Origin of the sequence: Xanthomonas sp. 3498 (assembly GCF_014199795.1) — a bacterium.
Classification (GTDB): domain Bacteria; phylum Pseudomonadota; class Gammaproteobacteria; order Xanthomonadales; family Xanthomonadaceae; genus Xanthomonas_A; species Xanthomonas_A rydalmerensis.
Map to the genome: position 1 here is coordinate 219,506 of NZ_JACHOH010000003.1, position 22,996 is coordinate 242,501.

At 69.5% G+C, this 22,996-nt stretch carries 20 protein-coding genes; 5 read left to right on the plus strand and 15 right to left on the minus strand.

Features of this window, described 5'->3' with window-relative positions; all coding sequences use genetic code 11:
* The first annotated feature begins 30 nt into the window (after nucleotides 1–30).
* The 3 genes from ppx (at nucleotide 31) to GGR66_RS10705 (ending at nucleotide 3,612) form a co-directional block, all read left to right on the plus strand.
* Nucleotides 31–1,557, plus strand: coding sequence for an exopolyphosphatase (ppx, locus tag GGR66_RS10695; RefSeq protein ID WP_160966165.1), 1,527 nt, complete (start codon nucleotides 31–33; stop codon nucleotides 1,555–1,557).
* A gap of 413 nt (nucleotides 1,558–1,970) precedes the next feature.
* Entirely contained in the window at nucleotides 1,971–3,104 is a 1,134-nt protein-coding gene (locus GGR66_RS10700) for a glycosyltransferase family 1 protein (protein ID WP_184448246.1), read from the plus strand.
* Nucleotides 3,088–3,612: a phosphatase PAP2 family protein gene (locus GGR66_RS10705; RefSeq protein WP_184448247.1), complete on the plus strand. Its 525-nt coding sequence runs from the start codon at nucleotides 3,088–3,090 to the stop codon at nucleotides 3,610–3,612. Before GGR66_RS10700 ends, GGR66_RS10705 begins: the two co-directional genes overlap by 17 nt.
* Nucleotides 3,613–3,707: 95 nt before the next feature.
* On the opposite strand, the gene GGR66_RS10710 is transcribed toward GGR66_RS10705, so the two are convergent.
* Complete coding sequence (locus GGR66_RS10710; RefSeq protein ID WP_184448248.1) at nucleotides 3,708–5,126, minus strand: CoA transferase; 1,419 nt, start codon at nucleotides 5,124–5,126, stop codon at nucleotides 3,708–3,710.
* A 401-nt stretch (nucleotides 5,127–5,527) separates the two neighbouring features.
* On the opposite strand from GGR66_RS10710, the gene lpxH reads away from it, so the two are divergent.
* Complete coding sequence (lpxH, locus tag GGR66_RS10715; RefSeq protein ID WP_160966161.1) at nucleotides 5,528–6,265, plus strand: UDP-2,3-diacylglucosamine diphosphatase; 738 nt, start codon at nucleotides 5,528–5,530, stop codon at nucleotides 6,263–6,265.
* A gap of 55 nt (nucleotides 6,266–6,320) precedes the next feature.
* Here lpxH and GGR66_RS10720 read toward each other — a convergent pair whose 3' ends face one another.
* The 9 genes from GGR66_RS10720 to GGR66_RS10760 form a co-directional block, all read right to left on the minus strand.
* Nucleotides 6,321–6,812 carry a hypothetical protein gene (locus GGR66_RS10720; RefSeq protein WP_160966159.1) on the minus strand — a complete coding sequence of 164 codons (492 nt, stop codon included), beginning with the start codon at nucleotides 6,810–6,812 and terminating at the stop codon, nucleotides 6,321–6,323.
* Between the two features lie 141 nt (nucleotides 6,813–6,953).
* The gene (locus GGR66_RS10725; RefSeq protein WP_184448249.1) at nucleotides 6,954–8,198 is read right to left on the minus strand and encodes a zinc-dependent metalloprotease; all 1,245 of its coding nucleotides are present in this window, start codon (nucleotides 8,196–8,198) and stop codon (nucleotides 6,954–6,956) included.
* A gap of 233 nt (nucleotides 8,199–8,431) precedes the next feature.
* Nucleotides 8,432–9,238 (minus strand): ferritin-like domain-containing protein, encoded by an 807-nt coding sequence (locus GGR66_RS10730; protein ID WP_184448250.1) that lies wholly within the window; start codon nucleotides 9,236–9,238, stop codon nucleotides 8,432–8,434.
* Between the two features lie 117 nt (nucleotides 9,239–9,355).
* Nucleotides 9,356–10,822 (minus strand): amidophosphoribosyltransferase, encoded by a 1,467-nt coding sequence (purF, locus tag GGR66_RS10735; RefSeq protein ID WP_160966153.1) that lies wholly within the window; start codon nucleotides 10,820–10,822, stop codon nucleotides 9,356–9,358.
* Nucleotides 10,823–10,850: 28 nt separating this feature from the next.
* Entirely contained in the window at nucleotides 10,851–11,612 is a 762-nt protein-coding gene (locus tag GGR66_RS10740; protein WP_160966151.1) for a CvpA family protein, read from the minus strand.
* A gap of 95 nt (nucleotides 11,613–11,707) precedes the next feature.
* Entirely contained in the window at nucleotides 11,708–12,805 is a 1,098-nt protein-coding gene (locus tag GGR66_RS10745) for an SPOR domain-containing protein (RefSeq protein ID WP_184448251.1), read from the minus strand.
* 69 nt (nucleotides 12,806–12,874) lie between these two features.
* Nucleotides 12,875–14,143, minus strand: coding sequence for a bifunctional tetrahydrofolate synthase/dihydrofolate synthase (folC, locus tag GGR66_RS10750; RefSeq protein ID WP_184448478.1), 1,269 nt, complete (start codon nucleotides 14,141–14,143; stop codon nucleotides 12,875–12,877).
* A 475-nt stretch (nucleotides 14,144–14,618) separates the two neighbouring features.
* Nucleotides 14,619–15,263 (minus strand): histidine phosphatase family protein, encoded by a 645-nt coding sequence (locus tag GGR66_RS10755; protein WP_160966147.1) that lies wholly within the window; start codon nucleotides 15,261–15,263, stop codon nucleotides 14,619–14,621.
* 162 nt (nucleotides 15,264–15,425) lie between these two features.
* The gene (locus tag GGR66_RS10760) at nucleotides 15,426–17,585 is read right to left on the minus strand and encodes a S46 family peptidase (protein WP_184448252.1); all 2,160 of its coding nucleotides are present in this window, start codon (nucleotides 17,583–17,585) and stop codon (nucleotides 15,426–15,428) included.
* A gap of 182 nt (nucleotides 17,586–17,767) precedes the next feature.
* On the opposite strand from GGR66_RS10760, the gene tdh reads away from it, so the two are divergent.
* A complete protein-coding gene (tdh, locus tag GGR66_RS10765) occupies nucleotides 17,768–18,799 on the plus strand; it encodes an L-threonine 3-dehydrogenase (RefSeq protein WP_160966143.1) in 1,032 nt (343 codons plus the stop codon).
* 85 nt (nucleotides 18,800–18,884) lie between these two features.
* Here tdh and GGR66_RS10770 read toward each other — a convergent pair whose 3' ends face one another.
* The 5 genes from GGR66_RS10770 to GGR66_RS21190 are packed head-to-tail and all read right to left on the minus strand — an operon-like array spanning nucleotide 18,885 to nucleotide 22,993.
* Entirely contained in the window at nucleotides 18,885–19,583 is a 699-nt protein-coding gene (locus tag GGR66_RS10770; RefSeq protein ID WP_160966141.1) for a TorF family putative porin, read from the minus strand.
* Between the two features lie 57 nt (nucleotides 19,584–19,640).
* Nucleotides 19,641–19,874: a hypothetical protein gene (locus GGR66_RS10775; RefSeq protein ID WP_184448253.1), complete on the minus strand. Its 234-nt coding sequence runs from the start codon at nucleotides 19,872–19,874 to the stop codon at nucleotides 19,641–19,643.
* Nucleotides 19,875–19,888: 14 nt separating this feature from the next.
* Nucleotides 19,889–20,929, minus strand: a complete 1,041-nt coding sequence (locus GGR66_RS10780) for a sulfate/molybdate ABC transporter ATP-binding protein (protein ID WP_184448254.1) — start codon at nucleotides 20,927–20,929, stop codon at nucleotides 19,889–19,891.
* Between the two features lie 7 nt (nucleotides 20,930–20,936).
* Nucleotides 20,937–21,893 carry a sulfate ABC transporter permease subunit CysW gene (cysW, locus tag GGR66_RS10785; protein WP_160966135.1) on the minus strand — a complete coding sequence of 319 codons (957 nt, stop codon included), beginning with the start codon at nucleotides 21,891–21,893 and terminating at the stop codon, nucleotides 20,937–20,939.
* The gene (locus tag GGR66_RS21190; protein ID WP_237475279.1) at nucleotides 21,893–22,993 is read right to left on the minus strand and encodes an ABC transporter permease subunit; all 1,101 of its coding nucleotides are present in this window, start codon (nucleotides 22,991–22,993) and stop codon (nucleotides 21,893–21,895) included. Before GGR66_RS21190 ends, cysW begins: the two co-directional genes overlap by 1 nt.
* Between the last annotated feature and the right edge of the window lie 3 nt (nucleotides 22,994–22,996).

Genomic DNA, 22,996 nt, shown 5'->3' on the forward strand with positions numbered 1-22,996 from the left:
CGCGCGCCGCGCATCGGCTACCATTCCGCCATGCCTGCCACCTCCCCCACTCATCCGCCGCTGCGCGACGACGACCTGCTGGCCGCCATCGACCTGGGTTCCAACAGTTTCCACATGGTCATCGCCCGCTATCAGCTCGGGCAGCTGCGGGTGGTGGATCGCCTGCGCGAGACCGTGCGCATGGCCGACGGCCTGGACAACAAGGGCGGGCTGTCCGCCGACGCGCGGCAGCGCGCGCTGGAATGCCTGGCGCGCTTCGGCCAGCGCATCCGCGACCTGCCTTCGCTGCGCGTGCGCGCGCTGGCCACCAACACCGTGCGCCAGCTGCGCTCGCCGCAGACCTTCCTGATTCCCGGCGAAACCGCGCTCGGCCATCCGATCGAAGTGGTCAGCGGCCGCGAGGAAGCGCGCCTGATCTACCTGGGCGTGGCCCACGCGCAGCCGCCCAAGCCGGACGAACGCCGCCTGGTCATCGACATCGGCGGCGGCTCTACCGAGTTCATCATCGGCAGCGGTTTCCAGACCCTGGAACGCGAGAGCCTGCAGGCCGGCTGCATCGCCAGCACGCGACGCTTCTTCCCGGGCGGCAAGCTGTCCAGGAAGAAGTGGAAGGACGCGCTGACCGAGATCGGCGCCGAGTTCCAGCAGTTCGCGGGCCAGTACCGCGCGCTGGGCTGGCACGAGGCGCTGGGTTCGTCGGGCACGCACAAGGCCATCGGCGAGATCTGCGCGGCGATGAAGCTGACCAAGGGCGCGATCACCGCCGAGGCGCTGCCGCAACTGCGCGACCGCCTGCTGCTGGCCAAGCGCATCGAGGACATCGACCTGCCGGGCCTGTCCGCCGACCGCCGGCCGATCATCGCCGGCGGCGTGCTGGTGCTGGAGGCGGCGTTCCAGGCGCTGGGCCTGCAACGGCTGATGGTGAGCAAGGCGGCCATGCGCGAAGGCATTCTCTACGACATGCTCGGCCGCGGCGGCGAGAACGATCCGCGCGAAACCGCAATCGCCGCGCTCACCCAGCGCTACGGCATCGACGAGGCGCAGGCCGCGCGCGTGGAGCACACCGCGATGGCGCTGTTCGAGCAGGTCGCCGGCGACTGGGCGCTGGATGCCGACGACGCGCGCATGCTCGGCTGGGCCGCGCGCCTGCACGAACTCGGCCAGGCCATCGCGCACAGCCAGTACCACGTGCACGGTGCCTACGTGCTGGAGCACTCGGACATCGCCGGCTTCTCGCGGCAGGAGCAGCAGGTGCTGGCCACGCTGGTGCGCACGCACCGCCGCAACGTCTCCAAGACCGCGTTCGACGCGCTGCCCGACCGCCTGCTGCTCAGCGCCAAGCGCAAGGCCGCGCTGCTGCGCCTGGCGGTGCTGCTGCATCGCGCGCACGAGGCCGATCCGATCCCCGCGCTGGAACTGAAGGCCGACGGCGCCAACCTGCACCTGATCCTGTCGCAGCCGTGGATCGAATCGCGGCCGCTGCAGCGCGCCGACCTGATCGGCGAAGTCGAGGGCATGGCCGGGCTGGGGATCAATTTCCGGCCGTTTGTGGCTTGAGGGCCGGGATTCGGGATTCGGGATTCGGGACTCGGGACTCGGGACTCGGGACTCGGGACTCGGGACTCGGGACTCGGGACTCGGGACTCGGGACTCGGGACTCGGGACGGCAGCATGCTGTCCGCGGTCAAATCGCGGTCAAGCGATTTGATGAAAAAAGTGCCGGTTTTTGAAAGAAAAAGCCGCACTCTCTGAAGCCGCGACACCGCGGCTTTTGTGGGAGGGGCTTCAGCCCCGACGCCTTACCGATACCGCGTCGGGGCTGAAGCCTCTCCCACAGAAAAGCGGCACGGCGACGAACTTGCGAAAATCCCGAATCCCGAATCCCGGCTTCTGGCGTCATCGTTCCTACATGCGCTGGACATGTTCGCTTCACCGCCGTGCGCGAGGCTTTGCCAAACCGGAGCCCCCGCATGCGCTACGCGATCGTCACCGAGACGTATCCCCCTGAGGTCAACGGCGTGGCGCTGACCGTGCAGGGGCTGGAACTGGGGCTGCGCGCGCGCGGCCATAGCGTCGATGTGGTGCGTCCGCGCCAGGCCGGCGATGCCGACCCGGCGGATCTGCGGCTGGTGCGCGGTGCGGCGCTGCCGCGCTACCCCGGATTGAAGTTCGGCCTGCCCGCGCCACGGCGCCTGACCCGGCTGTGGCAGGCGGCACCGCCGGATGCGGTGTACATCGCCACCGAGGGCCCGCTGGGCTGGTCGGCGCTGCGCAGCGCACGGCGCCTGGGCATCCCGATCGCCACCGGCTTCCACACCCGCTTCGACGAGTACCTGCCGCAGTACGGCGCGGCCTGGCTGCAGTCGACCGCGCTGCGCTGGATGCGGCGCTTCCACAACCAGGCCCAGGCGACCCTGGTGCCGACCCGCGAACTGCGCGACTTCCTGGCCACCCAGGGTTTCGAGCGGGTACGCCTGCTGGCGCGCGCGGTGGACAGCAAGCAGTTCGAGCCGCAGCGCCGCGATCCGCAGTTGCGCCAGCAGTGGGGGCTGCAGGACGACGATTGCGCGGTGCTGTACGTGGGCCGCATCGCCTCGGAGAAGAACCTGCCGCTGGCGGTGCGCGCGTTCCGCCAGTTGCAGCAGCTGCGCCCGCGCGCACGCTTCGTCTGGGTCGGCGACGGCCCGCTGCGCGAGCGCCTGGCGCAGGAGAATCCCGACTTCATTTTCTGCGGCGTGCAGCGCGGCGATGCGCTGGCGCGGCATTTCGCCAGCGGCGACCTGTTCCTGTTCCCCAGCCGCAGCGAGACCTTCGGCAACGTGACCCTGGAGGCGATGGCCAGCGGCCTGGCCACGGTCGCCTTCGACTACGGCGCGGCGCGCGAGTACCTGCGCGACGGCAGCAACGGCGCAGCGGTGGCCGACGACGACGCCTTCATCGCCGCCGCCCTGCGCCTGGGCAGCGACGAGGCGCTGCGCCGGCGCCTGGGCGCGGCCGCCTGCGCTTCGATGCAGCAACTGCGCCCGGAGCGGGTGGTGGCCGATTTCGATGCCCTGCTCAACCAACTGGCGCAGACCCGGAGGACGCATGTCGACGCGGCTTGAGATCCTGCGCGGGCACGAGACCCGCTGGTGCCGGCGCGCCAACCACTGGTGCCGGCGGCGTTCGGTGCGGCGCTTCTTCTCGGTGATCAGTCGACTGGGCGACGGCGTGTTCTGGTATGCGCTGATGACCCTGCTGGTGCTGTGCGACGGCATGGACGGCGTGTTCGCCTCCGCGCACATGGCCGCCACCGGCGTGGTCGCACTGAGCCTGTACAAGGGCCTGAAGCGCTGGACCCGGCGTCCGCGCCCGTATGCCGCCGACCTGCGCATCCGTGCCTGGGTGGCGCCGCTGGACGAATTCAGCTTCCCCTCCGGCCACACCCTGCACGCGGTGTCCTTCGGCATCGTCGCCCTCGCCTACTACCCGTGGCTGGCGCCGCTGCTGGTGCCGTTCATCGCCTGCGTGGCGCTGTCGCGGGTGGTGCTGGGCCTGCACTACCCCAGCGACGTCCTCGCCGCCACCGGCATTGGCGCGCTGCTGGCGGGCGTGTCGCTGTGGTTGGTTTAAAGCTGGGAGTGGGGAATCGGGAATAGGGAGTGGGAACAGCCGGCGCCGTCCGGCCCCATGCGCTCTCTCTCCATCCTGACGCTCTCAAGACTGCTTCATCGTGCCTTGGCCGAGTCGCTTGCCCATGCGCATGGAGACGCGCCAAGAGGCTCGGCGCCACGGGCGAGAGACGGGCGAAGGTCCGAGTAGTTGATCTGGGTTGGCAGGTACGTCGTTTCGCCGAACGGTCCCGGCACCGTCACACGTCGATTCTTCAGCCGCGCGGGATCGGGCGGCGGCAAGCCGATCACCTGTGCACGAGACAGCAGGCCGAGATCCTGGATCCACATGCAGACCCGCGCCAGGTCGAGATGGACATGGTAGGCGCCGCCTTCCACTGTGCGCCGCCGAAGGGCCTCGGTCACACCGGCCGCTCCCAAGATCGCGGCCAGATAGTCGTTCAGCAGATAGGTCGGCGGCAAGCGGGGGCCATCGAACGCCCCCTCCTCCGCCGAAAACCCCGTGGCGGCGCAGGCGAGCTGATCGAACCCGCCGCGCTGAGACCAAGGCCCCGCCTTGCCCCAGCCATGGAAGTCGAGCACGACAATCCCCGGCCGGCGCTCGGCAAGCGCGAGCGGCCCGTACCCCTTGCGATCGAGGGAAAGATAGCTTCCAACATAGATGTCGGCATCGCCCAACAGCCGTTCGAATGCCGCACGTCCCGCCGGCTCGTTGAGGTCGCACCAGGCGCTTCGCTTTCCAATATTGGTCTCGACCTGCATCGCCTGCGGGTCGGGATAACGCGGTGTCGAAAGATGAAGGACCTCCGCTCCATGTTCAGCCATCAGTCGCGCCGCGATCGGCCCTGCTATGACATGGGTGTTGTCGAGGACGCGCAATCCATCCATCGGCAGCGCAGCCCTTCCCTCGGGCAGGGGCACCGGTGGGGTATCGCCGATCCTGGTGATCTCGATCAGCGGTCGGTCGGCAAGGTAGAGCCCTTGGGGATGGCTGCGCCATTCCGCCCGCGTCCGGACGGCAACGCATGTGCCCCCTACCCCGCTGATGGCGTCCTCCAATGCGAAAGCGTCCCAACGTGCGATCGCGTCGGCAAAATGCCGACGTGACGGAGGACAACCGAGCACCTGGCAGGCCAGCATCCGCAGATGCGGATAGGTCAGCAGCAGATAAACGTAACGGCCGTCGCCTGCACGATAGAAGTCGCTGTCCGCGAACAGGGAGGGATCCTCGAAGAGTCGTTCGGCAGGCACGCCGTTCAAGGTCGTCAGGAACACCGCCATCAGCTGCGCGATCGCATCCTCGACGTCGACGGTGACGGTCTGTCGTGTCCCGCCCCTCAACTCGCCGAGACTGCTCATGCCCGCGCCCAGCAAGCCGAGGGCCGCGGCGGCACCGTCCCCAATACGATGGACCGATGGCGTCACCGGGTCGTGGCCCGTCAGGACCACCGTGGTGCCGGCGTCAATTCCGATGGAATCTCTCAGATCGGCGTAGACCCCCTGTACGGTCCTCATGACGACCTCCTTCAAACGTTGAAAGACGATTCACGGCCGGAGCGCGCGATGGCGCCAGCAATGCGGTCACGCTAACAAACATTTCTATGTTGATGGCGTGAGATGCGTCGGCGTATCAAACAGTGCCTTGGCCGCGCTCACCTCGGCAAACGAAGGCCCTGCACTACCGACCAGAATCGCAGCGCCGCACAAAGCGACAGGACGGCAACGGGCCGCGACCCGGTAGAAGGAGGAACCGTAGTTCAACGTGCACGCTCACTGGTCGCCAGCCACCAGGGCGGTTTCGGTTCCAAGGCGGCGGCTGAAGCCGTTCCTACGCCAGGCACAACGACGCCAGTGCTCGCGGCTTCATCCAATCCCCAATCCCGATTCCCCAATCCCGGCCGTACTACAATGGCCGAATGACCACGCTGTTCATCTCCGACCTGCATCTGGATCCGGCACGGCCGGCGATCACCGCGCTGTTTCTCGACTTCCTGCGCGGGGAGGCGCGCCGGGCCGAGGCGCTGTACATCCTCGGCGACCTGTTCGAGGCCTGGATCGGCGACGACACGCCGTCCGAGGCGGCCGATGCGGTGGCGCTGGAGCTGCACGCGCTGCACGCGGCCGGGGTACCGGTGTTCTTCATGCACGGCAACCGCGACTTCCTGCTCGGTGCCGACTACGCGCAGCGCGCCGGCCTGCGCCTGCTGCCCGATCCCTGCGTGATCGATCTGTACGGCGAGCCGACCCTGCTGCTGCACGGCGACCTGCTGTGCACCGACGACACCGCCTACCAGGCGTTCCGCGCGCAGACCCGCGACCCGGCGTTCCAGCAGCAGTTCCTGGCGCAGCCGTTGGCCGCGCGCATCGCCTACGCGCAGCAGGCGCGCGCCGCCAGCCAGGCGCGCCAGGCCGACCTGAAACAGGGCGACCGCACGCAGTTCGAGACCGTCACCGACGTGGCGCCGGCCGAGGTCGCCGCCACCTTCGCCCGCTATGGCGTGGCGCGGATGATCCATGGCCACACCCATCGGCCGGCGGTGCATGCGCTGGACGTGGAGGGGCGTGCCTGCACCCGCATCGTGCTCGGCGACTGGTACGAACAGGGCTCGGTGCTGCGCGTGGATGCGCAGGGCTGCCGACTGCAACAGCTCTAGTACACGTGTCCGGCGCGGCCGCGCGCAGCCCGGCGACGCGCACAAGACCCGCCGCTCAGGGCAAGCCGCCACCGGTTTGCTGCTGCCGCCATTGCGCGTAATCGACGAAGTCGCCATCGACCACGTCGTACCAGCGGATCGCGCCGGAACGCTCGACGCGGAAACGGTCGCGGACCGGCTCGGTCTGTGGATCGCCCGGGCAACCGTCGCCGTGCTTCTCGCGCACCGCGATCTCGATCGCCGCCGGCGCGGAGGCCTTGGGTGCGGCCGGTGCAGAGGCTGTCGCGGAGGCCGCCTCGTCCTGCTCGTCCTCGATGGCATAGCCCAGGCACGGCAGGTCGGGATAGGCGTGATCGGCCGCCAGGCGCGCCTGCAGCAGATCCATTGCGCGGTTTTCGTCGAAGGTGTCGGCCGGCGGGGTCGCCCGCGGCGGGTCGGTCTTGGCCGTCGGCGACGGGCTATCGGCCTGCCGATCGGGGGCGGGGCCGCAGCCCGCGCTCAGCATCGCCAGCAGCAGTGTGGCCGGCAGTCGCATGCGCTTGAACATCGTCGATCCCAGGAAGTCAGTCGGCACCGACCGCGCCGGCGCCACTTCCCAGCATAGCGGAAGCGCACGCCACCGCGCCCGCTCCGCTCGTCTCCGTCACGCGTGGCGCAGGCGTGCGGCCTGCGCCACGCGCACGCCGGCTCAGCGGAACCCGGCCACCGTCGCCTTGGTGTTGACCAGCACACGCTGGTTGTCGGCGGTGCTGGCGTTGCCCATCGGCACGCCGTTGTAGGACACGTTCGGGTTGGACCAGTAGTTCAGCCGCGGGCAACTGCTGGTGCAGTTGTAGGCCATGATCGTTCGCCAGCTGTTGCCGTAGCGATAACCGTGGCCATAGGCGTACGGCGAGGTGCTGGAGTCGGTGGCCACATCGTGGCGCGCGCTCTGCAGATGGCCGATCTCGTGGGCGAAGCTGTAGTAGCCGGTGGCGCAATCCCAGTACACCGCCGCGAACGCGGTGGCGGCGGTGGAACCGATGCCCGAGGCGAGGCCGCAATAGGCGGAATTGTCGATGATCAGCACGCCGACGTCGGCCGCGGTGCTGTTGCGCGAGGTATGGATACTGTCCATGTAGCCGTCGCTGGTACCGCGGAAGCGGGTCAGGTCGGTGTTGAAGTCGCCGGACTCGGTGTAGTTGGTGGTCTCGTAGCCGGCCAGTTGCATGGTGATGCCGACGTTGCTGTTGGTGTAGCCCTGGTTGGACTCGGCCACCGCCAGTTGCACCAGCGACTGCATGTTGCCGCCGTAGCTGGTCACCGCCTTGTTGGTCGCCACCACCAGCACGCGAATGGTCGCGGGCGAACCGGACGAGGCGCCGGCGGCGGTCATGCGCTCGTCGATCACCGACTGCGGCATCTGCACGGTCGGCAGCAGGGCGTAGTCGGCCGGATGCTCGGCCGGCATGCGGCGTTCGTCGACTTCCACCAGCACATGGCCGCCGCCGGCGATCGGACGCAGGTGGAACAGCGTGCCGTTGCTGCGGATGCTGCCGGTGATGGTGTCGCCGCTGCGCACCAGGATCGCCGAGTTCAGCGGATCCAGGCCGGAGGGTGCGCGAGTCCGGGCCACCGCGGCATTGCCGAGGTTGCCGTACCAGATGCTGTTGCCGCCTTCCAACTGCTCGGTCTTCAACTGCGTGGCGGTGATGCGCTGGCCCAGCAGGTCCAGCTCGAGTTGCTGCTGTCCGGCGGTGACCGCGGCGGCGTTCACGCCAACGCGCTGCACCGCGCCGGTGGCGGGATTGGCCAGCAGGCGGCTCAGCGCCGGCTCGCCGGCGATGGACTTGGACACGTACTGGCTGCTCTGGAACAGGGGCGTTCCGGCCGCGGAGGCGGAACCGGCGACACACAGGGCAAGCATCGCGGTAAGGCTGCAGATCGACTTCATGTCGGACTCCTGGGTGGTGAGTAGGGACGAACGTCGCCCCGCGCGCGGCCGGAACGGGGAAGGCCGCGCGGGGGAGTTCGATTAGCCGCTCAGCCACCGTTCAGCGCAAGCAACAAATGCGGTCCAGGCATCAGTCGGAGATAGGCATCACGAAATCCACGCGACGCCCCTGGAATGTCGCCCACGTCGGCGCCTCGTTGCAGCACACGCCACGCCCTGTCGGCGGCGGCGCCTCAGCCGGCCTGTTGCTGCAGGGCCTGCAATTCGTCCTCGTCGAACCCGGCCAGCAGGCGCGCCTGCAGGTTGAACGGACCATGCAGGTAGCCGCCGGCGTATTCGCGCAGCAGGGCCGCGAAGCGGGCGCGCGGCTCGATCCCGGCCTGTGCGCAATACCAGCGATACCAGCGCGAGCCGGCGGCCACGTGCGCCACTTCCTCGCGCAGGATGATCTCTAGGATGTCGGCGGTGGCGTCGTCGTCGAGCGCGCGCAGCTTGGCGATCATGCCCGGGGTCACGTCCAGGCCGCGCGCCTCCAGCACCCGCGGCACCAGCGCCATCCGTGCCAGGCCGTCGTGCGCGGTCTTCTCGCACATCTCCCACAGGCCGTTGTGCGCGGCGAAATCGCCGTAGGCGTGGCCCAGCGCGCGCAGGCGGTCGCGCAGCAGCACGAAATGGCGCGACTCGTCGTCCGCCACCGCCACCCAGTCGGCATAGAACGCCGGCGGCAGGCCGCGGAAGCGGTAGACCGCGTCCCAGGCCAGATCGATGGCGTTGAGTTCGATGTGGGCGATGGCATGGATGAAGGCGGCGCGGCCTTCGGCGCTGCCGAGGCCGCGGCGCGGCAGCTCGCGCGGATGCACCAACAGCGGTCGCGGTGGCCGCCCGGGCATGCGGATCGGCTCGGGCGCCGGCGCCTCGGTCGGCATCGCCAAGTCGCCATGACGCCAGGCCGCGGCATGGCGCTGGGTCAGCGCGACCTTCTCGTCGGGGTCGGCCGCGTCCAGGCAGGCGCGCGCGGCCTGGTACAGGTCGCCGTTCACGGCGCCGCCGGCAGTTGCGCGGCCGCGGTCACCAGCGGCGCGCGACAGCCGCCGCACAACGCGGCCAGGCCCGCCAGCGCGCGCATGCGTCGCGCCCGGGCGCGGCCGCCGCGGGGCTCAGGCACGGCGCTTGCGCTTGGCCTCGTCCGAGCGCAACTGCATGATCCGCTCGAAATAGCCGGGCTCGATGCCGGTGGTGTACTGGCCGTTGAAGCACGAGGAGTCGAACGCCTTCAGTTCCGGATTGCCCTCGCGCACCGCGGTCTCCAGGTCTTCCAGGTCCTGGTAGATCAGCCAGTCGCAGCCGAGGAATTCCTGGATCTCCTGCTCGCTGCGGCCATGCGCCACCAGTTCGTCGGCGGCCGGCATGTCGATGCCGTAGATGTTGGGATAGCGCACCGGCGGCGCCGCGCTGGCCAGGTACACCTTGCGCGCGCCGGCGTCGCGCGCCATCTGCACGATCTGCCGGCTGGTGGTGCCGCGCACGATCGAATCGTCGACCAGCAGCACCACCCGGTTGCGGAATTCCAGGTGGATCGGGTTGAGCTTGCGGCGTACCGACTTCACCCGCTCGCCCTGCCCCGGCATGATGAAGGTGCGGCCGATGTAGCGGTTCTTGACGAAGCCCTCGCGGTACTTCACCCCGAGCACGTTGGACATCTCCAAGGCGGCGTCGCGCGAGGTGTCCGGGATCGGGATGATGGTGTCGATGTCGTGGTCCGGGCGCAGGCGCAGGATCTTCTCGCCCAGCTTCATGCCCATGCGCATGCGCGCCTTGTGCACCGAGACGTTGTCGATCATCGAGTCCGGGCGCGCGAAGTACACGTACTCGAAGATGCACGGGGTGTGGTCGGTCGGCGAGGCGCAGACCTCGGAGAACAGCTCGCCGCGGCCGGTGATGACCAGCGCTTCGCCGGGGCGCACGTCGCGCACGCGGGTGAAGCCGAGGATGTCCAGCGCCGAGGACTCGGAGGCGACGATGTACTCGTCGCCCTCCACGCTCTCGCGCTTGCCCAGCACCAGCGGGCGGATGCCGTGCGGATCGCGGAACGCGACCAGGCCCAGGCCCAGCACCACGCTGACCACCGCGTAGCCGCCCTTGCAGCGGCGGTGCACGCCGGCCACGGCGCGGATCGCCGCTTCCGGGGTCAGCATGCGCTGCGCGTCCAGCTCGTAGGCGAACACGTTCAGCAGCACTTCGCTGTCCGAATCGGTGTTGATGTTGCGGCGGTCGGCCTCGAACACCTGCTGGCGCAAGGATTCGGTATTGACCAGATTGCCGTTGTGGGCCAGTGCGATGCCGTACGGCGAATTCACGTAGAACGGCTGCGCCTCGTCCATGCCTTCCGAGCCGGCGGTCGGATAACGGCAGTGGGCGATGCCGACGCGGCCTTCCAGCACCGCCATGCGCTTCTCGTCGAAGACGTCGCGGACCAGGCCGTTGGCCTTCTGCACGCGCAGGCGGGTGCCGTCGGCGGTGGCGATGCCCGCCGCGTCCTGACCGCGATGCTGCAGCACGGCCAGGCCGTCATAGAGTTGCCCGGCCACGTTCTGGGTGCCGACGATTCCGACGATGCCACACATGTCAACGCTCTCCGCGGCGGGGACGCCGCTATTGGGAAGGTGGCCGTGCCTGGCCGTTGGGTTCGACCCGTGCCGGGTCGGATTGCGCCGGACGCGCCTGCGCCGGATCGATGTTCGCGGGCATCAGTTGCGACGGATCGCTCCCGGGCTGCGCGGACCGCACCCCGGGACGTCCCAGGGCCTTGGACATCATTTCCTGCAGCCCACTGGCCTGCAGGGCGTTGCCCAGCGCGGCATTATCGCCTGCCGCGGGCAAGTTGCCCAAATCCATCTGCGACACGTTCAGTTGCGGCATCTGCGACAGGTTCAACTGCGGCATCTGCGGCATGCGCCAGTCCGGCATCTGCGCGCGCATCCAGCCCACGCCGGGGCTGAGCACCGGCAGCACCATCGAATGCCGCCAGTCCGGCTCGCGGGTCAGCGGGGTGAAGCTCATCAGGAACGCCAGCACCGCGGCGAAGAAGCCGCCGCGCGCCGCGCCCAGGCCGAAGCCGAGCGCGCGGTCGGTGCCCGACAGCGCGGTCGAGCGCACCGCGGTGCGGATCACCATGCCGGTGATGCCGACCACCGCCATCACCGTCACGAAGGTCAGCGCGTAGCCGCCCAGGTAGTAGCTCATGCTCGGCCGTGAGCCGTTGGCCAACCACTGCCCGGCGTTGCCGCCGAACTGGAACGTGGCCCAGCCGGCCAGGAACCAGGACAGCGTGCCGACCACGATGCCGACGAATCCACGCAAGGCCCCGAGCAGGGCCGAGACCAGGATCACCGTCAACAGCACCATGTCGATCATGCGCGCCTCCCGCGGCCGAGCCGCTGCATCGCGCCGATCGCGCGTCGCGCCTGCCTTCCCTGGACCATCGTGCTACTCCATGGGCCGGGGCCCGATCAAGGATGTGGACGTACCATACCGCTGATGCCGACCTTGGCCGCCACCTGGGCGCGCAACTGCTCGGCATCGGCGCGGTTGGCGACCGGCCCGACCCGCACCCGGTTCAGCGCGCCCTTGTCGGTGCGCACCTGTTCGACGAAGGCGCTGAAGCCGGCCGCGCGCACCTTGTCGCGCAGGGCATTGGCGTCCTCGGCCTTGCCGAACGCGCCCAGCTGCACGGCGAAGCCGGTACCGGAAGCGGCAGGCGCAGCCGGCACGCTCGGCGCCGGCTTGGCGGCCGCCGTGGTGGCCGGCGTGGCCGCAGGCTTGGTGGGTTCGGGCTTGGTCACGGCCGGCTTGGCCGGTTCCGGCTTGGGCGCCGGCGGCGTCGCCGGCTTGGCGGTGGCGACCGGCTTGGCCGGCTCCGGCGGCAGCGCCTCGGTCTTGGCCGGGGCGGCGGGCGCGGCGGCGGCGACATGGCTGCCGGCGGCCGGCGTGGCGCTGGTCGGGGTCGCTTTGCTCGGCGCCGCGTCCAGGGTCACCACCTGGGCGTTGACGTCGTTGCGGACCTTGACCGCCTGCAGACGCACGGATTCGGCCTGGGCGCGATCGGCATACGGCCCGATCCGCACGCGCCAGGCCTGGCGCCCGCCGATGGTGGCCTGCTCGCGGAAGCCCGGCAGCTGCGCCTGCTTGAGCCGTGCGATCACCGCATCGGCGTCGGCGGCGGTGGCATAGGCGCCGAAGTTCACCGCGTAGTTGCCGGCGGCCACGCTCGGCGGCAACGGCTGCGCGGCGCTGCCGGCGGCCGGATCGGCCAGGTCGGCGGCATCGGGGTTGTTCTGGACCGGCGCCGGCGCGGCGGCGGCCGCGGGCGTGGCACCCGGCGACTTGGCCATGCCCACCGCCCCACCGCTGGGTGCATCGCCCGGGGTCACCAGCGGCAACTCGCGGGTCTGGAACTGGCCGTCGGCCGGCGCCTCGGGCGCCTTCAGCGGCACATTGGCCACGCCGCTGTCGGGCGCAGGCCCCTTCACCAGCATCGGCAGGAAGATCACGGCGAGCGCTACCAGGACGAGGGCGCCAATCAATCGCTGTTTCAGGACGGTATCCACGGAAAGGGTGAGGGGGCGGCGTGGCGGAGTGCCGTGCCGATTATAAGGTCGGCCCGCGCGAGGGCGGGATCAGCCGGCTGAATGCAGCCAGTGCAGGGCCTCGGCGGCGGTATGGAACGAGCCGAACACCAGCACGCGGTCGCCCGGCCGCGCCTGCGCCAGCACCGATTGCAGCGCCTGCGCCACGCTCTCGGCGGTGCCGGCCTCGGCGGCGGCCGTACCCGCCAGCCGCGCGCGCAACTGCGCACTACTCTGGCCGCGGCTGCCGCTCAAACCGGCCAGGTGCCAGGCATCGACCTGCGCGGCCAGCGCCTCCACCACGCCGGCGGCGTCCTTGTCGACCAGCGCCGCGAACACCGCGCAGGTGCGGCCGGCGACCGGCTGCGCCTGCAGCGCGGCGGCCAGCTCGCGCGCCGCCTGCGGGTTGTGGCCCACGTCGACCAGCACCTCCACGCCATCGCGCACGCACGGCTGCAGCCGTCCGCGCAGACGGGCGGCGGCGATGCCCTCGGCATAGGCGTTGCGCGGCAGCGACCGGCGCAACGCGCGCAGGGCGGCAATGGCGGTGGCGGCGTTGGCGCGCTGCACCGGCGCGCGCAACTGCGGCAACGGCAACTGCAGTTCGGTGCCGACGTCGCGCCAGCGCCAGCGTTCGGCGTCGATCGGCTCGTGGAAGAAGTCGCTGCCGGCGCGGATCGCGTTGGCGCCGATCGCGTAGGCGCGGCGCAGCACGCTGGAGGGCGGATCGATCTCGCCCAGCACCAGCGGCTTCCACGGCCGCGCGATGCCGGCTTTCTCCGCGCCGATCGCTTCGCGGTCGCTGCCGAGCCAGTCGGTGTGGTCGATGTCCACGGTGGTGATCACCGCCACGTCGGCGTCGACCAGGTTCACCGCGTCGAGCCGGCCGCCGAGGCCGACCTCCAGCACCGCCAACCCCAGCTTGGCCTGCTGGAACAGCCACAGCGCCGCCAGCGTGCCGTACTCGAAGTAGGTCAGCGCGGTCTCGCCGCGCGCGGCCTCCACTGCCGCAAAGGCAGTCATCAGGTCGGCATCGCTGGCCTCTTCGCCCTCGATGCGCACGCGCTCGTTGTAGCGCAGCAGGTGCGGCGAGGTGTAGCTGCCCACGCGCCAGCCGGCGGCACGCGCGATCGCCTCGATGAAGGCGACGGTCGAACCCTTGCCGTTGGTACCGCCGACGGTGATGACGTGTTTGGCCGGCCGGGTCAGGCGCATGCGCGCGGCGACCGCGCGCACCCGCTCCAGGCCCATGGCGATGTCCTGGGGATGTTGGCGCTCGATGTAGGCGAGCCATTCGGAGAGGGTGTTCATGGAGGCGATTGAACTCGACTGATGCGGCGACAGCACGCGTACCGAAGCCGCACTGCACTTTGCTGTTGTTAGGCGTCGGCGGTTGCTTGGCTTTGGCTTGGCTTTGGCTTGGCTTTGGCTTTTGCGGTTGATGTTGCTTTAGCTGTTCCGGATCCCGTGAGGCACGGCAAGCAGGCCGGACGAAAACCCCGCAGGGGCGGCGCGCAGGACGCGCGCCGTTTTTCGACGGCACATGGATGTGCCGCCGAAAAATGTCCGGCCTGCTTGCGCACCCGGAGCGCGCAGCGCGGAGGGCATGCCGCCCGGGTGTGCTTGACCAGCCTTCGGCTGTGGTAAAGCGCTTCTTTTGGTTACTTTGTTCAGCCTCTGGCTGCTGTAAAGCCTTCTTTGCACAAGCAAAGAAAAGTGACTCGCGCGCCAAGCGCGAAAGCATTTGATCTTGCCTTTGCATCAACTCAGCAGACCGTCGCAACGACCGGAAAACCTACAACGCCCGATGCTTCGCCTCGCCGAAGAACGGCGTGTGATGCGCGCAATCGTTCAGCCGCACCACTTCCAGATGCTCCACGTCCGGCCCTTCCAGCAGGTTCAGCGTGGTCGGCGCCTGGCGGAAGCTCCACAGCCGCGCGATCGGCAGGCCCAGCACCCGGCACAGGATCACCCGGTTGACCGCATCGTGGGCGACCACCAGCAGCGTGTCGTATTCGCCCAGGCCCTCGGCGGCGCGGGCCAGGCCGCGCCAGGAGCGCTCCAGCACCTGCCGCAGCGACTCGCCGCCCGGCATCAGCACCGTATCCGGCTCCTCGCGCCAGGCGCGCAGGCGCGCAGGATCCTTCTCGTTGATTTCGCTGGCCAGCAGACCTTCCCACTCGCCATGGGCGATCTCCTGCAGGTCCGGATCGGTCTGCAGCAGCGCCTCGCGCTCGGCGCCCAGGGCGAAGCGCGCGGTGCGTTGCGCGCGTGCCAGCGGCGAGGCCACGGCGCGGGTCAGCGGCACCTCGCGCAGGCGTGCGCCCAGCGCCTGCGCCTGGGCGTCGCCGACCGGCGACAGCGGGATGTCGATCTGGCCCTGGTAGCGGCCTTCGGCGTTCCACGGGGTTTCGCCATGGCGGGCGAGCAGAATGCGCATGCGCTGGATTCCTTGGGGGAAGGGCCCGTCTCGCAAACGAAAACGGAGCGGCATGATACCCGCTCCGTCGCCGGAAACCCTGCGCCGCATCCCGCGCGCCGCCGCAGCGCGCCGGGGCGGACACGCGGACGGCGGCCATGGCCGCCGTCCGTCGGGCCTGGCTCACTTGGCCAGGTTCAACTCCTTCAACAGCCGCGGCGCCGGCATCACTTCCTGCATGATCCAGTGCAGATAACGCGTGTCGACCGCGATCATCCGGGTCATCGCCGGGTCGAACACCCAGTTCGAACTCACCGACTCCCAATTGCCGTCGAAGGCCAGGCCGACCAGCTTGCCGTGCGCGTCCATCACCGGCGAGCCGGAGTTGCCGCCGGTGATGTCCAGGTCGGACAGGAAGTTGACCGGCACCGTGCCCAGCCGCTTGTCTTCCAGCCCGCCGTAACGCTTGGCCTTAGCCGCATCCAGCAGCGCCTTGGGCGAATTGAACGGCTCCACGCCGGTGTCCTTGGCGACCACGCCTTCCAGCGTGGTGAACGGGGTGTAGGCCACGCCGTCCTTGGGCACGTAGCCCTTGACGTTGCCGAAGGTGATGCGCAGCGAAGAGTTGGCGTCCGGATACACGGACTCGCCCTGGCTCTTCTTGTAGTCGGCCACGGCCTGCAGGTAGCGCGGACGCGCCAGCAGTTCCTCGCCCTCGCGGCGCTTCTGGTCCTGCTCGATCTGCAGCAGGGTCGGCATCAGCGCCACCGCATAGCGCAGCGCCGGATCGTCGCTGGCCTCGAACGCGGCGCGGTCGGCATGCAGCCACTTCAGGCGCGCATCGGTGTTGCCCAACTGGGTACCGGCCAGGCGCGCGGCGGCGGCCTGCGCATCGGCACCGGCCAGCCACTGGTCCAGCGCCGGCAGGCGCTGCGCCTTCGGCAACTTCAGGTACTGGTCGAACCAGTAGCGCTGCAACTGGCTGTCCATGGACGCGACGTAGCGGCGCTCCATCTGCTTCATCGCACCCTCGATCTCGGGCAGGTCGCGCTCCTGGTAGCCCGGCTCACGCTCGGCGTCCGGCTTGGCGCGTTCGATCGACAGGCGGTACAGCGACACCGCACTGCCGAGCGCGCCGGTACGCTGCATCTGCCGCAGCACCAGGTCGCGATCGCGCGTCGCCTTGGCCTGCTCGCCCAGCGCAAGCAGTTGCGCATGCGCCTGCAGCGCGGCCTTGCCCTCGCCGCCCTGGCGCTTGAGCCAGTCCAGCACCGCGCGTTCCTCGGCGTGCTTCTTGGCCGCCGCATCGATGCGCTTGAAGCCTTCCAACTGGCCTTCGTAGTTCTTGGCGACGTTGTTCCAGCTGGCCATGGTCGCCGCGTACTTCACCTGGATGTCCGGGTTCTGCTTGCCGGCCTGCTCGACCAGCGCGATCAGATCGCGGTACTGGCGCGCCGCGGTCGGATAGCCCCAGTCGGCGGTGGCGTCGAATTCGGAGGCCAGCGCATAGCGGTTGGTGCGGCCCGGGTAACCGGCGACCATGACGAAATCGCCGGCGCCCAGCGGCTGGTCGGCGAACTTCAGGAAGTGCTTGGGCTGGTACGGCACGTTGTCCTTGGCATAGGCGGCCGGCTTGCCGTCTTTGCCGACGTAGGCGCGGTAGAACGAGAAGTCGCCGGTGTGGCGCGGCCACATCCAGTTGTCGACGTCGCCGCCGAACTTGCCGATGCCCGACGGCGGCGCGTAGGCCAGACGCACGTCGCGGATTTCCAGGGTGCGGAACAGACGGTAGGTGTTGCCGCCGGAGAAGCTGTACAGCGCGCAGCGGTAGCCGGCATCGGCTTCGCACGCGGCGACCTGGGTCTTGTCGAAATCCTCCAGCGCCTGCGTGCGCTTGAGCGCGTCCTTGCCGGCGGCGGCCATCGCCGCCTTGGCCTGCGCGGTGACGTCGGTGATGCGGTCGAGCACATAGATGCGCGCGTTCGGGCCGGCACTCAGCTCCGCACCCTGGCTGGCGGCGCTGAAGCCGTCGCGGATCAGGTTCTTCTGCGGGGTCGAGTTGAGCTGGATCGCGCCGTAGGCGCAGTGGTGGTTGGTCACGACCAGGCCCTGCGGCGAGACGAAGCTGGCGGTGCAGCCGCCCAGCGAGACCACCGCGCCCATCGGGTCGCCGGTGAGGTCGGACAGTTGCTGCGGCGACAGCTTCAGGCCGGCCTGCTGCAGCGGCCCGGCGATGTCCGGCAACTGCTGCGGGACCCACATGCCCTCGCCGGCCTGGGCGGTGGAGACACCGGACAGGGCGGCCACGGCGGCGATGGCGACAGCCAACGAATTCGAACGCATCGAATAGCTTCCTTGATGACAGACGTTAGAGTGTAACGGCTGTCATCAATCGCCCGGACCGTGACCAATGGCACCCTGGGGCGTGTCGCCCAGTCCCGGGCACGTCCTGACCGCGCCGCAACATGGGCGCGCCGGCCGGGCGCTTATACTGCGCGCCCTCTTCCCATCGAATCTGCACCGACATGGCGCAAACAATGAAGGCGCTGGTCAAGCGCGACGCCGCCAAGGGCATCTGGCTGGAACAGGTGCCGGTGCCGGTCCCCGGCCCCAACGAGGTGCTGATCAAGCTGGAAAAGACCGCGATCTGCGGCACCGACCTGCACATCTACCTGTGGGACGAGTGGAGCCAGCGCACCATCAAGCCCGGCCTGACCATCGGCCACGAGTTCGTCGGCCGCATCGCCCAGCTCGGCTCGGCGGTCACCGGCTACGAGGTCGGCCAGCGCGTCTCGGCCGAAGGCCACATCGTCTGCGGCCACTGCCGCAACTGCCGCGGCGGACGTCCGCACCTGTGCCCGAACACGGTCGGCATCGGCGTCAACGTCAACGGCGCCTTCGCCGAGTACATGGTGATGCCGGCCTCCAACCTGTGGCCGATCCCCGACCAGATCCCCTCCGAACTGGCCGCGTTCTTCGACCCCTACGGCAACGCCGCGCACTGCGCGCTGGAGTTCGACGTGATCGGCGAGGACGTGCTGATCACCGGCGCCGGCCCGATCGGCATCATCGCCGCGGGCATCTGCAAGCACATCGGCGCGCGCAACGTGGTGGTCACCGACGTCAACGACTTCCGCCTGAAGCTGGCCGCGGACATGGGCGCGACCCGCGTGGTCAACGTCGCCAACACCTCGCTCAAGGACGTGATGGCCGACCTGCACATGGAAGGCTTCGACGTGGGCCTGGAGATGAGCGGCAATCCGCGCGCCTTCAACGACATGCTCGACTGCATGTACCACGGCGGCAAGATCGCCATGCTCGGCATCATGCCGCGCGGCGCCGGCGCCGACTGGGACAAGATCATCTTCAAGGGCCTGACCGTGCAGGGCATCTACGGCCGCAAGATGTACGAGACCTGGTACAAGATGACCCAGCTGGTGCTGTCCGGCTTCCCGCTGGGCAAGGTGCTGACCCACCAGCTGACCATCGACGAATTCCAGAAGGGCTTCGACCTGATGGAAGAAGGCAAGGCCGGCAAGGTCGTGCTGAGCTGGTAAGGCGCGCGCCGCGGCAACGCGGCGATACCGGAAAAACACGAAGGGCGCCTTGCGGCGCCCTTCGTCGTTTCACGAGACGATGCGATCAGAACGCGATCGTGCCCGAGACCACCACGCGGTGACCGGCCAGGCGCTCGGTGAAGTTCTCCGGGCCCTTGTTGTCGGTGTCGTAGTAACCCACGCTCAGCGCCAGCGGGCCGACCATCTTGCCCACGCTGACGTTGTAGTCGGTGTAGTCCTGGTACGCGGTCAGCGCGCTTTCGTAGGTGGTGCGGCCGACGTGCGCGCCGACGCTGAAGCCCTGCGGCAGCGCCCAGTTCCCGTCCAGCGCGTAGTAGAAGCTGTCGCGGTCGAGGTTGTACACGTTGTCGGTGTACGCCACGGTCAGGGTGTAGGTCTTGAGGAACTTGGTCTTGGTGATCAGTTCGTTGTAGTTCGACTTGCCGGCGCCCGGGTAGCCGTAACGGTTGACCATCACGTCGAAGTTCCAGTCCGGCGAGAAATCGACGTTGTAGCCGACGAAGCCGTCCACTTCCCAGTCCGGATCGCCCGCGCCGAAGTCGACGTTGGAGCCCCAGGTGCCCACGTACAGGCCGAACGGCGAGGTGTAGGTGAGGCCGGCCTGGAACGCCGGGCCCTTGTCGGTCTGGGAGACGCCGCGGAACACGTAGTCGCTGACCACGCCGTAGGAGCCGGTGATCGGCGAAGCCGGTTCGTCCTGGGCCAGGACGGTGAACGGCGAAGCGGCCAGTGCGACGGCCAGGGCGAGAGTGGTCTTGTTCACCGGTCATTCTCCTGTGGGTTGACGAGGGTGGGTTGCCGCAGCGGGACGCATGCGCTTTCACGCTTTTTTAACTGCTTTGATCTTGCAGTGCAACAACTTTTCGCCCAGCGCATGCCATGGCCTGACACAAGCCTGTCCTTTTGCGTCACGTGCGGACACGGCCGGCGCGCCGGCGTTGGCCTCGGACTCGACAGGCATGGACCCGGCCAGCGACCTGGCGGTCACGTCGAGGCCGATCGGGCCAGCCGCTGGTGGCACCGGCGCGCAGCCGCGCCAGTAGGCGATCGGCATGGCGCGATGGCGCCTCAGTCGGGCCGGGCGAACACCCCGAAGCGGCGCGCGCGCAGGTGCAGCGGCTGGCCCGGCGTGTAGTCCGGCACCCCCTCGCCCGCCGGCAGCTCCACCTCCACCTCGTCGTGGCCGTGCGCCAGTTGCGCGCGCAGGCGCAGGCGCGGGCCGCTGCGCTGGATCGACAGCACCGTCGCCGCCCAGCCCTCGCTGCCGGGCGCCAGGTCTTCCGGCCGGACATACAGTTCGACCGGGCCGCTGGATAGCGGCGTCGACGGCACCGGCAAGGCCAGCCCGCCGACCTGCACCGCACCGTCGTGCAGACGTGCCGGCAGCCGGTTCACCGCGCCCACGAAGGCGTACACGAACGGCGAGGCCGGCTGCTCGTAGACCTGCGCGGGACTGCCGATCTGCTCGATCCGGCCGCGGTTGAGGATCGCCACGCGATCGGCCAGTTCCAGTGCCTCTTCCTGATCATGGGTGACGAACACCGTGGTCAGGCCGGTGCGTTCGTGCAGTTCGCGCAGCCAGCGCCGCAGGTCGCGGCGGACCTGCGCGTCGAGCGCGCCGAACGGTTCGTCGAGCAGCAGCACGCGCGGCTCGATCGCCAGCGCGCGGGCCAGCGCCACGCGTTGGCGCTGGCCGCCGGACAGTTGCGCCGGGTAGCGCCGCTCCAGGTCGTGCAACTGCACCAGCGCCAGCAGCTCCTGCACCCGCGCACGAATGCGCGACTCGCTCCAGCGCGCCTCGCGGCGCACGCGCAGGCCGAAGGCGATGTTCTCGTACACGCTCATGTGCTTGAACAAGGCGTAGTGCTGGAATACGAAGCCGACCCGGCGCGCCTGCACCGACAACGCGGTGGCGTCCTCGCCGTGGATCAGCACGCGGCCGCGATCGGCGTGTTCCAGCCCGGCGATCACCCGCAGCAACGTGGTCTTGCCGGAGCCGGACGGCCCCAGCAGCGCCAGCAGTTCGCCCTGGCGGATATCCAGGCTGACGTCGTCGAGCGCGGCGAAATCGCCGAAGCGCTTGCCCAGGTGCTGCAGGCGGATGGTCATCGCAACCTCAATGTCGGTGAGTGGCGGCCAGCGCCGCGCCGTGGCGCCAGTGCAGCCAGGACTTCACGGCAAGCGTCAGCAGCGCGGTCAGCGCCAGCAGGCTGGCGCAGGCGAAGGCGGCGCTGTAGGCGTATTCGTTGTAGAGGATCTCCACATGCAGCGGCAGCGTATTGGTGCGCCCGCGGATGTGCCCGGACACCACCGACACCGCGCCGAACTCGCCCATCGCCCGCGCACTGCACAGCAGCACGCCGTACAGCAGGCCCCAGCGGATGTTCGGCAAGGTCACCCGGCGAAAGGTCTGCCAGCCGCTGGCGCCCAGGCTCAGCGCCGCCAGTTCCTCGTCGTCGCCCTGCTGCTCCATCAGCGGCATCAGTTCGCGCGCGATGAAGGGGAAGGTGACGAAGGTGGTCGCCAGCACGATGCCCGGCAGCGCGAACACGATCCGCGGCAAGCGCAGCACCACCTCGCCCAGCAGCGGCAGGGACAGCCGCACGCCCTCGTCGATCAGCGGCCAGGCCCAGCCGTTGCGGCCGAAGATCAGAATGAACAGCAACCCGGCGACCACTGGCGACACCGAGAATGGCAGATCGATCAGGCTCACCAGCAGGCGCTTGCCGGGGAAGCGGTGCTTGCTCACCGCCCAGGCCGCGGCCACGCCGAACACCAGGTTCAACGGCACCACGATCGCCGCGACCAGCAGGGTCAGGCGGATCGCCGCCAGCGCGTCCGGATCGGAGATCGCACGCCAGAACACGTCGGCGCCGCCGCGCAGCGCCTCGGTGAACACCAGCAGCAAGGGCAGCAGCAGAAACGCCAGCAGGAAGACGAGCGCGCCGCCGATCAGCAGCCGCTGCACCCAGCGCGGCTCGTCGACCACCGAGGCCTGCGCGTGCGCGGCGACGGCGGCAGCGCCGGCCTGCCCCGGGACGTGCGCGGCCAGCGCGGACACGACCGACGCCATCACGCCACCGCCCTGCCGCGCCGCGCGAACCAGGCCTGTGCCGCGTTGACCAGCAGCAACGACAGCAGCGACAACAGCAGCATCGCCGCGGCGATCGCGCTGGCGCCGCCGTAGTCGAATTCTTCCAGGCGGATGGTGATCAGCAACGGCGCGATCTCGGTGGCATTGGGCAGGTTGCCGGCGATGAAGATCACCGAACCGTACTCGCCGACGCCGCGCGCGAAAGCCAACGCGAATCCGGTCAGCACCGCCGGCCACAGCGTCGGCAGCAACACCCGGCGCACCGTCTGCCAGCGCCCGGCACCGAGCGTCGCGGCCGCCTCCTCCAACTCACGCTCGGCCTCGGCCAGCACCGGCTGCACGATCCGCACCACGAACGGCAGCCCCACGAACACCAGCGCCACCACGATGCCCAGCGGCGTGTAGGCGACCTTGACCCCGCCGGCGCCACTGCTCTGCATCAGCCCGGCATAACCGATCAGCAGGCCGCCGACGCCCAACGCGGCCAGGCCGAGCACGGCGACCGTGCCAAGCAGGCGCTGCAGTGCGCGCAATGGTGCCGGCAGCAGCGACTGGCTGCGCCGCAACAACGCGTAGCCGGTGGCCGACAGCGCCAGCAGCAACGCCAGCCGCGGCCACCACCAGGCCAGTGCCGGCAGGCTGGCCGCCAGCGCCTGCGCCGGCTGCTCCAGCCAGCGTCCGATCCAGCCGTTGCTGCCGTACAGCGCAGTCAGGGCGATGCCGGCCACCGCGGTCGGCAGGGCGAACGGCAGGTCGATCATCGCGTCGAACAGGCGCTTGCCGGGAAAGCGATAACGCACGAACACCCAGGCCACCCAGGTGCCCATCACCGCATTGAACGCCGCCGCGGCCAGCGCGGTGCCGAAGCTCAAGCGCAACGCCGCCAGCACCCGCGGCTCGCTCCACACCCGCCACACGCCGTCCCAGCCCAGCCCGCTGGTCTTGAGCAGCACCGCGAGCAAGGGGATCAGCACCACCAATCCCAGCCAGGTCAGGGTGATGCCCAGGCTCAACCCCAGGCCCGGCATCACCCGGCGCTGGCGCGGTGCACGGGCAACGGCGGCGGCGGTCACGGCCATCGC